The organism is Tardiphaga sp. (genome assembly GCF_041424195.1).
Taxonomy (GTDB): Bacteria; Pseudomonadota; Alphaproteobacteria; order Rhizobiales; family Xanthobacteraceae; genus Tardiphaga.
Genome location: NZ_JBGMOE010000135.1, coordinates 58,472 through 67,870, shown reverse-complemented (window position 1 = coordinate 67,870; position 9,399 = coordinate 58,472). Strand labels below are relative to the sequence as shown.

General features: G+C 62.7%; 7 protein-coding genes. 5 read left to right on the top strand and 2 right to left on the bottom strand.

What is annotated here, in order from left to right:
* Positions 1–255: 255 nt before the first annotated feature.
* On the bottom strand, positions 256–558 hold the full coding sequence (rpmB, locus tag ACEK02_RS18450; RefSeq protein WP_089267758.1) for a 50S ribosomal protein L28: 303 nt from the start codon (positions 556–558) through the stop codon (positions 256–258).
* A gap of 427 nt (positions 559–985) precedes the next feature.
* On the opposite strand from rpmB, the gene ACEK02_RS18445 reads away from it, so the two are divergent.
* The 5 genes from ACEK02_RS18445 (at position 986) to ACEK02_RS18425 (ending at position 7,848) form a co-directional block, all read left to right on the top strand.
* Positions 986–1,873, top strand: a complete 888-nt coding sequence (locus tag ACEK02_RS18445; RefSeq protein WP_371423022.1) for a DUF3108 domain-containing protein — start codon at positions 986–988, stop codon at positions 1,871–1,873.
* Positions 1,874–2,260: 387 nt separating this feature from the next.
* Positions 2,261–5,737, top strand: coding sequence for a helicase-related protein (locus ACEK02_RS18440; RefSeq protein WP_371423021.1), 3,477 nt, complete (start codon positions 2,261–2,263; stop codon positions 5,735–5,737).
* A gap of 49 nt (positions 5,738–5,786) precedes the next feature.
* A complete protein-coding gene (locus ACEK02_RS18435; protein WP_089267756.1) occupies positions 5,787–6,056 on the top strand; it encodes an RNA-binding S4 domain-containing protein in 270 nt (89 codons plus the stop codon).
* A gap of 151 nt (positions 6,057–6,207) precedes the next feature.
* Positions 6,208–6,546 (top strand): ferredoxin FdxA, encoded by a 339-nt coding sequence (gene fdxA / locus ACEK02_RS18430; RefSeq protein ID WP_371423026.1) that lies wholly within the window; start codon positions 6,208–6,210, stop codon positions 6,544–6,546.
* 237 nt (positions 6,547–6,783) lie between these two features.
* Positions 6,784–7,848, top strand: coding sequence for a CarD family transcriptional regulator (locus ACEK02_RS18425; RefSeq protein ID WP_371423020.1), 1,065 nt, complete (start codon positions 6,784–6,786; stop codon positions 7,846–7,848).
* A gap of 84 nt (positions 7,849–7,932) precedes the next feature.
* Here ACEK02_RS18425 and ACEK02_RS18420 read toward each other — a convergent pair whose 3' ends face one another.
* Positions 7,933–9,396, bottom strand: coding sequence for a M48 family metalloprotease (locus tag ACEK02_RS18420; RefSeq protein WP_371423019.1), 1,464 nt, complete (start codon positions 9,394–9,396; stop codon positions 7,933–7,935).
* Between the last annotated feature and the right edge of the window lie 3 nt (positions 9,397–9,399).

The following is a 9,399-nucleotide window of genomic DNA, read 5'->3' as shown; positions in this document are numbered from 1 at the left end:
TTGCTGTCTCGCAGCAAGCGTCCGATGACTGCAATTCAGATTGCATCTCAGTTTCGGGACCGAGATCAAGTTAAGGGCGACGTTGAGGACGTTTTGAGATCGCTCACTCGTTTGGGTGAAGCAGAAACCTTTGACGACGGGCGCAGCTACATGCGCGTCTCATAGATCTGCGTGATCGCATTCTGAAAAACAAAACGGCCGGATCTCGCGATCCGGCCGTTTTGTATTTGAAAACTTAAAGTCTGATCGAAGGGCTCAGGCCGCGACTGCTGCGGTCTCGGCCTTCTTCTTTTCGATGGCGCGCTTGAGCAGCACGGCCTTCTGCGACAGCTCGCTCTCGCGGGCCTTGATCAGATAGGCATCGAAGCCACCGCGGTGGTCGACCGACTTCACGGCATTGGCCGATACGCGCAGGCGCACGCCGCGGCCGAGCACGTCCGACAGGAAGGTCACATTGACCAGGTTCGGCAGAAACCGGCGCTTGGTCTTGATGTTCGAGTGGCTCACCTTGTGGCCCACCTGGGGGCCCTTCAGTGTCAGTTCACAGCGCCGAGACATGGCGAAAATCCTCTGTCATCCCCGCAGCTAAAAGGCGAAGAGCCCAAAGCCGGGCAGGGGTTCAAAATCACGTCCATTTCAGGAGTGGCGGACGTATAGGGGGCTTGGCCACGGCCGTCAAGATATCCGGCCAGCTAAAGTCGCGGCAAAACCGGCAAAGACCCCTGTTTGGGCCGCTGTATAACCCGTCCTACGCGCGGAAACCACATGGAATTCAACGCGGTTCCCATCATATAAACGACGTATTCGGGCCGGAAACAGGTCCCTCCATCCCAATGAAGCGATGCGGCCCTGCGCCTTGAGCCCGGGATCGCCGACCAGGTGATATCAAGAAGTGAGCCTTCACACGCCCCGCTTTGTGACCCGACCGGTGACGGCTCCGCGGGCGGCCGCGCCTGCAAGACCGAGATTTGCGTGGCTTTTTGAGGTGCGCTTGGGCGCGGGGTTCGCCGTTGCCGCGGGCCTGATGCTGCCGGTTTTGACCGGTCAGGCCTCCGCACAGGCGCAAAGCCAGGCCCAGGCTCCGGTTCTGGCGCCCGCGCAGGCGGTGGCGCCCGGCGGCAAGCTGGAAGCCAAATATGAAGCCAGCCTCGCCGGCATCGCGGTCGGCAAGGGTGTCTGGTCCATCGACATCAATGAAGACCAGTATTCCGCGACGGCCAGTGGCGGCACTGCCGGCCTGCTGAAGGCGTTTTCCGGCGGCTCGGGCTCCGGCCAGTCCACCGGCCGCGTGGTCGCGGGCGCCCTGGTGCCGTCGACCTATAGCGCCACCACCACCTCCGCGAAGAAGTCCGAGACGATCAAGATGCTGATCACGCCGGGCTATGTGAAGGAGTTCTCCATCGAGCCGGAGCCGCCGCTCGATCCCGAGAAGATCGCGATCACCGATGCGCATCGGCGCAATGTGATCGATCCGATGACCGGCTCGCTGCTGCGCGTGCCCGGCACCGGAGAGTTGATGACGCCGGATAGTTGCCGCACCGGCACGTCGATCTTCGACGGCCGCATGCGCTACGATCTCAAGCTCGACTACAAGCGCATGGAAAGCGTGAAGGCCGAGAAGGGCTATCGTGGTCCCGCGATCGTCTGCGCCGTCTATTTCACGCCGATCGCCGGCTATGTGCCCGACCGCGCCGCCATCAAATATATTGCCGCCCAGCGCAATATCGAAGTGACCCTGGTGCCGATCGCCGGAACCCGCGTGCTGGTGCCGTATCGCATGACGATCCCGACCCCGCTCGGCGTCGCCATGCTGGAAGCCACCGAATTCGTCACGTCAGCCGCGCCGCCGAAGGCCGTGGCCAGGACGAACTGAGCCGAAATTGGCGCATCGACGGGTGGCGCTGGCGCTGCCGCAGGAAAGTCGCAAGACCAAGACAAAGTGCGCCATCGCAGCATCGTCGCAAACATGCCGCAGGATTTGTGCAGGATTCCGGCTTGACTCGAAACGCCATCGGAGTCCGTGCGCTGTTCATAACTTGAGGGATTTGTCGGCCCTTGTTGCGCTGTCACAAACTTGATCTAGTCAGTCCCGGAGAATGTCAGCGCGAGATGTTGGGGTGATGCGGCCATGGAGGTGCCGAGTCACCGATTCGGGCCGCTTTCGTTCCGGACTCGTTCCAGACCATCCAAACACGCGGCTCTGAAGCGTCGCAGCCTGTGTCCGTCTTGACCGGCGGCGACGCGGAAATATCTGAAAAACATGGCCTTTTTCTCTTCCTCGCCCACGCTGTCGAACGGCAGGGCTCCCGGCGCCGGCGTTACCGCGGTGCTCGGCCCCACCAATACCGGCAAGACCCATCTCGCCATCGAGCGCATGCTCGCGCATTCGTCGGGGATCATCGGCCTCCCGCTGCGCCTCCTCGCGCGTGAGGTCTATAACAAGATCGTCGACCGCGTCGGCCCCGAAGCCGTGGCGCTGATCACCGGCGAGGAGAAGATCAAGCCGGCGAAGCCGCGCTACTGGGTCTCCACCGTCGAGGCGATGCCGCGGGATCTCGACGTGTCGTTTCTGGCCGTCGATGAGATCCAGATCGCCGCAGATCTGGAGCGCGGCCACGTCTTTACCGATCGCATCCTGCATCGCCGCGGCCGCGACGAGACGCTGCTGCTCGGCGCCGCCACCATGCGACCGATCATCGAACGTTTGCTCCCCGGCGCCAGCATCGTGACGCGGCCGCGTCTGTCGCATCTGGAATTTGCAGGTGATCGCAAGATCACGCGGCAGCCGCGCAGGACGGCGATTGTCGCGTTTTCCGCCGATGAAGTTTATGCGATTGCCGAACTGATCAAGCGCCAGCATGGCGGTGCTGCGGTGGTGCTGGGCTCACTGTCGCCGCGCACCCGCAACGCGCAGGTCGCGATGTTCCAGAATGGTGACGTTGACTACCTGGTGGCAACCGACGCGGTCGGAATGGGCCTCAATCTCGACGTCGATCACGTGGCATTCGCGAGTGACCGCAAATATGACGGCTATCAATTCCGTCGCCTGACACCGTCGGAATTCGCACAGATCGCCGGCCGCGCCGGCCGTGCCACGCGCAACGGTACCTTCGGCACCACGGGCCGCTGCGAGCCGTTCGAGTCTGAATTGGTCAATCAGCTGCAGAACCACATCTTCGAGCCGGTGAAGGTGCTGCAGTGGCGCAATTCGAAGCTGGATTTCTCATCGATCGCGTCGCTGCAGGTGTCATTGGCTGAAACGCCGCGCCACGAGGCGCTGACCCGTGCGCCGATCGCCGAAGACCTGCGCGTGCTCGATCATGCCGTCCGTGACATCGATGTGCGCGAGATGGCGCAGGGCAAGGCCGCCGTCGAGAAATTGTGGGATGCCTGCCAGATCCCCGATTATCGCCGCATCGCGCCTGCCGCACACGCAGAGCTGGTAGTCACCATCTTCGACTTTCTGATGAAGCGCGGACGCATCCCCGATGCCTGGTTTGGCACTCAAATCGCGCAAGCGGATCGAACCGATGGCGATATCGACACGTTATCGGGCCGAATCGCGCAAATCCGGACCTGGACATTCGTGGCAAATCGGCCTGATTGGCTCTCAGATCCTGATCATTGGCAGGGAATTTCGCGCGAATTGGAAAATAAACTGTCAGATGCCCTTCATGAAAGGCTCACTGAGCGTTTCGTTGATCGTCGTACCAGTGTATTGATGCGCCGCTTGCGGGAAAACACGATGCTGAATACTGAAATTGGTAAGACGGGCGAAGTGATCGTAGAGGGCCATGTGATTGGCCGTCTCGACGGATTTACATTTTTGCCCGATGCGGCCGAGGCTGGCTCGGATGCGAAGGCCTTGCAGGCGACGGCGCTGAAGGCGCTGGCCGGCGAGATCGACGCGCGCGCCGAGAAACTCGGCAACGCGCCGGACGATCAGTTCGTGCTCGCCTCCGACGGCACCATGCGCTGGACCGGCGATGCCGTGGCCCGTCTGGTCGCGGCCGATGACGTGCTGCATCCCCGTCTCCGCATCATCGCCGACGAGCGCCTCTCCGGCGCGCCGCGCGATGCGGTTCAGGCCCGCCTCGATCTCTGGCTGAAGACGCATATCGAGAAGCTGCTCGGGCCGCTGTTCGATCTGACCAAGGCCGAAGACATTACCGGCATCGCACGCGGTATCGCTTTCCAGCTCACCGAAGCGCTCGGCGTGCTGGAGCGGCAGAAGATCGCGACCGAGATGAAGGATCTCGATCAGCCGTCGCGTGCCGTGTTGCGGAAATACGGCGTGCGCTTCGGCGCCTATCACATCTATATCCCCGCTCTGCTGAAGCCTGCGGCGCGTTCGCTGGCCTCGCTGCTGTGGGCGCAGAAGCAGGACAATGTCGACATGTCGGCGCTGTCCAATGCGCAGCATCTCGCAGGTTCCGGCCGCACGTCCTTCCCGGTCGACAAGCTGCTCGATCGCGATGCCTATCGCGTGCTCGGCTATCGCCAGTGCGGCGAGCGCGCGGTGCGCGTCGATATTCTCGAACGCCTTGCCGATCTGATCCGTCCTGCGCTGGCCTGGCGCGAAGCATCGCCGGGCGACAAGCCCGCCGGTGCCTTCGACGGCCGCCACTTCGTGGTGACGCAGGCGATGACCTCGCTCACCGGTTCCGCCGGCGAGGATTTCGCCTCGATCCTGCGTGCCCTGGGCTATCGCATGGAGAAGAAGGCGCCATTGCCGCCGGCGCCGCCGAAGCCGGTCGCTGCGACGACGCCGATCGAGCCCAAGGTTGAGGACAAGACTGAAGACAAGACGGCCGATCAGCCCGATGCCTTGGTGGGACTTGCCGAGTCTGACAAGCCCGGTGAGGACAATGTCATTGCGGTCGAGGCTGCCGCTGAAGCGGCTGAGACCGCGCCGGCGGAGACAGCCGCCGATGCAACTGCTGATGCAGCTCCGGTTGAAGAAGTCGCCGCCGTATCGTCGGCATCGCTGTTGCCGGAAGTCGCGCTGGTGCCCAGCACCGCGCCGGAAGCTGCGCCTGTCGAAGAGACGGCTTCCGTCGACGCGCAGCCAGAGCCCGCTGCGGCCATTGCCGAGACCGGGACCGAAACCGCTGCAGTGGCGGATGCTGCTGCGCCTGCCGAGGGCGAAGCCGCTGCGGCTCCAGCCGTCGCTGCCGAGCCCGAACTGGTCGAGGTCTGGCGTCCGGGTGGTCGTTCGGAAGAGCGTCGTCCGCCGCGCCACGATCGCAACCGCCACCATCGCAACAGCAACGCCCCGCAGGGCGCGTCGCAGTCGGCGCCCGCGGAAGGCGCTGCAGCCGATGGCGCGCAGCGCGAGCGGCATGACCGCGGCGGTAACGATCGGGGTGGCCAGGGCCGCCGCGACCGCAACAATAACAACGAGTTCCGCCGTCCGCGCAGCGACGCGCCGGCCGCCGCGGCCTCTGCCGAAGGTGCGCCGAACCGCGACAACCGTGGCAATCGCGGTAACCGGGACAGCAAGCCGGGCGATGGTGGCCGTCCGCCGCGTGAGCGCGAACGCTTCCAGGGCAAGGGCAAAGGCCCCTTCAAGGGCGGCGACAAGGGTCGTGAGGGCCGTGGCAGTGATCGTGGTGGGGCAACCCGTCCGTTCGCCACATCGGCGGCACCGCGCGAACGGGACCGTCCGATCGATCCGAACTCCCCCTTCGCGAAACTCGCCGCGCTCAAGGAACAGCTCAGCGGCCGCAAGGATTGATGCAGGTCATGCAAGGCGGCTCCGCGCCGCCATTATGGTGGTGTGTCGATTGGAGCGCCAGCGTCTCGATAAATGGCTGTGGCACGCGCGGGTGGTCAAGGCCCGCACCAGTGCTGCTGCGCTGGTGGAAGGCGGCAAGGTCCGCATCAATGGCGAGCGCGAGAAGTCGCCAGGCCATGGTGTGAAGATCGGCGATGTCCTCACGGTGGCGCTGGATCGCACCGTACGGGTGATGAAGGTCGAGGGTTTCTCGGAAAGGCGCGGCGATGCGACTGCGGCGCGCGTGCTCTATACCGATTTGCAACACCTCCCGGAGTAACTATCTAGGCCATATACCGCGTCCAATGATGGTTTCGTGGCAGGTTTTTCCCTTGGTCGAAATGCCCAGACCTATGCCGGCCGCATCACTTGCGGCAGCGGGGTGGGTGCGCTACGCAAACACTGAATATCGATCGTTTCCGGAGTTCTGGATGACTTACGTCGTCACCGACAATTGCATCAAATGTAAATACACCGACTGCGTCGAAGTGTGTCCCGTGGACTGCTTCTACGAGGGTGAAAACATGCTGGTCATCCATCCGGACGAATGCATCGATTGCGGCGTGTGCGAGCCGGAATGTCCCGCTGACGCGATCAAGCCGGACACCGAAGGTGGCATCGAGAAGTGGCTGCAGATCAATCTGGAGCACGCCAAGACGTGGCCGAACATCACTCAGAAAAAAGAAGCGCCGGACGACGCCAAGGAATTCGACGGCCAGGAAGGCAAATTCGAGAAATATTTCTCGGCTGCACCCGGTACCGGCGACTAAGCGACTCATTTTCTTTGCCGGTTACCGGCGCCACGTGAAATTTACCCTACCCCTGATTATGACCTGTCAGCGGCCGCCGAACGGTTGCAACGGGGCATAAATCATTGATTTTTGCGGGAAATGTGCTATAATAGGCACAATTCAAGAAGCTGGACCGTGTGGTGCCGCTCGATTTGGCCCTGCCAGGTTCCCGTTTAAAACATCAAACAGGGGCGTGGCGGTCTCCACGCGCAGGCTGTGTCACAGAAAACGCGTAAAAAGAGTGTTTCCAAGGCTGCTGCTTCGAAGAAGGCGTCCTCTTCGAAAGTCTTGGATCCTAAGACTTTGAAGAAGACAACTGCGGCCAGCCGCGTTGTGAAGGGTCCTGCTGCGAAGAATTCTGTCACCAAAGGCCGTGCCCGGGCCCCTGTCAAGGACACCCGGACCGCCGCGAAGGCTGCGGCTGAAAAGTCCTCCAAAAATAAAAGAAGTGCAATGCCAAATAAGACTGCCAAGCCTGCTCCGAAGGCTGCTGCTTCGAAGACCCCTGCTGCCAAGCCTGCTGCGCCGAAGACGGCTGCGAAGGCTCCTGTGGCCAAGGCCCCGGTCGCTGCGCCCGCTGTGAAGGCTGCTGCGCCGAAGGAAGTCGCCAAGGTTGTTGCGAAGCCCGTGGCCGCCAAGCCGGCCCCCGCTGCGGCCCCGCGCGTCGAAGAGCCGAAGAAGCCGCTGACCCAGCGTCAGGGCTTCAAGACCAACGAATTCGTGGTCTATCCGGCGCACGGTGTTGGCCAGATCCTCGCCATCGAGGAACAGGAAATTGCAGGTGCCCGGCTTGAACTCTTCGTGATCAATTTCATGAAGGACAAGATGACCCTGCGCGTTCCGACCGCGAAGGTCGCGAATGTCGGCATGCGTAAACTGTCCGAGCCGGCGCTGGTCAAGCGCGCGCTGGAGACGCTGAAGGGCCGTGCCCGCATCAAGCGCACCATGTGGTCGCGCCGTGCGCAGGAATATGAAGCGAAGATCAATTCGGGCGATATCGTTGCCATCGCCGAAGTGGTGCGCGATCTGTTCCGTTCCGACTCGCAGCCCGAGCAGTCCTACAGCGAACGTCAGCTGTATGAAGCAGCCCTCGATCGTCTGTCGCGTGAAATCGCTGTGGTTCAGCACGTCACCGAGACCGAAGCGGTCAAGGAGATCGAAGGGCAGCTCGCCAAGAGCCCGCGCCGCGGCGCCAAGGCTGAGGCAGGTGCCGAAGCCGGTGCTGATGATGCCGACAGTGATGGTGACGATGATGTCGCCGCCGCGGATGAGGCTGCATAAGCAGCGTCTCGCGAGCTGAATATGAAAAGCCCGGCCGAGAGGCCGGGCTTTTTTGTTGTCGATTGAGCAGTAGCTGGGTGGATCTCAATCCACCACGATCTTGACGCGGTCGCGGGCTTTCACGCTGGCATTGTTCTCGAGCCCGTTCAACACGCGGAAGCGCTCCAGCGGACGATCGACGCCGTTCATGCGATGCGATAGTGACTCCACGGTGTCTCCGGGCTGCACCGTAATCACCTTGATGCGCAGCGGACGGGCGGCCTGAATCTCAGCCAGCGTCAGGCGCCGAAACGAATTCACGGTCTCGCGGGCATTGCGCTCGCTTTCGGTGCTCTTCTGCTTGGCAGCGAAAATGAAGCGATAGACGTCGCTGCCAAAGCGCAATGCGTAGACGCGAAATTGCCACTGGTCGCCGCGCGCGATAGCCGACGCTGCCGGGAAGCCATTGATGGTCAGCTCTTCCGTGGTAGCCTTGTCGACATTTTCCATCCAGCCGGAATTCAGGTAGTCACTCAGCGTCTGTTCGGACGGTACGCGCACCACGTCGAAGCGCATGGCCTGATTGCCGCCTTCGCGCACGCCAATCACCGCCTGCGCTGTATTGTCGAGGGAAAAGGCTTCCGGCGCCTGGAAGGTGAAGCCGAGCTTGGGATGCAGGAAGCGCCGGCCGCGCACGAAACCCTCGCTCGGGTCCTCGCCGTAAACGATGCCATCGATCGCCGAGAGATAGGTCTCGCGGTCGCGCTCGCCGCCATCAGGCGAGGAATATTGCCGCGCATTGGCCTGTGCGTTCTGCACGCGCTCCGGCGTTGCCGGATGGGACGACAGGAAGTCCTGCGCGCGGGGATCGAGCGGCGTACGGCTGGCCTTCAGCGCGGCGTTACGTTCCATCGCCGCGAGAAAGCGCGATGCGCCATAGGGATCGAATTTTGCGCGGGCCGAGATGCCGACACCAATGCCGTCGGCTTCGAATTCCTGCGCGCGCGAGAAGCTCGCCATTGTCAGTTTGGACTTGGCGAGTGCCAGTGCGGTGAGATCGGGATCGCTGCCCATGTCGGTCACGACGCGTGTGACGATCGACGCCTGCCGTGCCTGTTCCTCGCGGATAGACGCGTGCTTGGCGAGCACATGCGCCATCTCGTGCGACAGCACCGATGAAATCTCCGATGTATCGCTGGCCAGCGCGATCAACCCGCGCGTGACATAGAGCTGTCCGGTCGGCAGCGCGAATGCATTCACGGCGCCGGAATTGAGGATCGTGACCTTGTAGGCCAAGTCCGGTCGCTCAGAGGCCGCGACCAGCCGATCGACGGTCTTGGTGATCAGTGACTCCAGCCGCGGGTCGTCGTAGGCGCCGCCATAGGATGCGAGGATGCGCTCGTGTTCTTTCTCGGCGGCCGGGGTCTGTACCACGGCAGGCTTCGGCGGCTTGGCCGGCATTGTCGGCTTGACTGACGAGGCGGCCTCGAACCGGCTGACATCGCCGCAGGCCGATAAAGTGAGCGTGGCGCACAGCACAACAGGCGCAGCCCAAAGGCGGCGGCTCAAGCT